Source organism: Pseudoroseomonas cervicalis ATCC 49957 (assembly GCF_000164635.1).
GTDB classification, from domain to species: Bacteria; Pseudomonadota; Alphaproteobacteria; order Acetobacterales; family Acetobacteraceae; genus Pseudoroseomonas; species Pseudoroseomonas cervicalis.
The window spans coordinates 1-979 of sequence record NZ_GG771081.1 but is presented as its reverse complement, the minus strand read 5'-3'; the positions used below and the strand labels follow the sequence as shown (position 1 = coordinate 979).

Here is a 979-nt window from a genome sequence, read left to right as displayed (position 1 = left end):
CAAGGCCTGGCTGGTGGCGCGGGCCGACCGCCCCCTGCCGCTGCACCAGGGCCGGCGCAGCCCGCGCGGCTCGGCGACACGCTGGCAGGCGCTGGAGATCGTGACGGCGCGCCGCCTGCTGCCGCCGCTGCTCGACCGGACGGATGCCGGCTGGGTGTTCGACCGCTATCTCTCGGCCTGGCGGGATGGCGCGGACCTGCTGCCGCTGCTGCACCGCCTGCTGCCCCTGCTGCCGGCGGAATGGGTCGCGGCGCGGCTGGACGCCGCCATGGCGCGGCCGGCGGAGCGGGAGTCGCTGTTCTGGCTGGCCTTCCACCTGCGCGGCCTGCCCGCACGCCAGGCCTGGCTGACCCGCTTCGCCACCGGCCCCGACCCGGCCCTGGCGGAGCAGGCGCGGCGCGCGCTGCGGGTCGGCTGAGATATCGCATCTGCGTGTCAAAGGGTAAGCGGGCGGCGCGGCGCCTCCCGGCGCGGCGGCTTGCGGTCTAGGCTGGCCGGCATGCATCGCCGCCGCACCCTGCTGAGCCTCCTCCCCGCCCTGGCCCTGATCGCTTGCGAGGAGCTGCGCCTGCCGGCCGACAGCCCGGTGGGGTTCGGCGATTCCGTGCGCCGCCCGGCGCTGGAGGCGCCCTGGGCCTTCGGCGACCTCTCGCGCTGGAACGGCCAGCCCGGCGCCGCCGCCCGCGCCGTCGCGGCGCTGGAGCACCTGGCCGACGCCCTGCCCAACGACCCGTTCTACACGCCGGAATTCTCGGTGACCGTGCTGCTGCAACTCCAGGCGGCCCGGGCGGAAGTACGGCAGGCGCTGGGCATCGACGCCGACGCAACGCCGCGCGACGTCATCGCGACCCTGGATGGCGCCGCCTGGGCCCTGGAGGCGGGCGACCGCGCGGCCGCCCTGGCCACGCTGGACCGCGCGCCCTTCCTCACCCTGGGCGGGGCGGCGACGCTGGACCGGCTGGCCAGCCTGCCCGCCCTG

The 979-nt window shown here is 77.3% G+C and carries 2 protein-coding genes; both read left to right on the top strand.

Going from position 1 to position 979, the window contains the following annotated elements; genetic code table 11:
• Positions 1-418, top strand: a 418-nt coding sequence (locus HMPREF0731_RS21840) for a PH domain-containing protein (protein ID WP_040614402.1), incomplete at its 5' end; no start/stop codon positions are given.
• A gap of 81 nt (positions 419-499) precedes the next feature.
• A partial coding sequence (locus HMPREF0731_RS21835) for a hypothetical protein (protein WP_007006426.1) occupies positions 500-979 on the top strand: 480 nt, incomplete at its 3' end.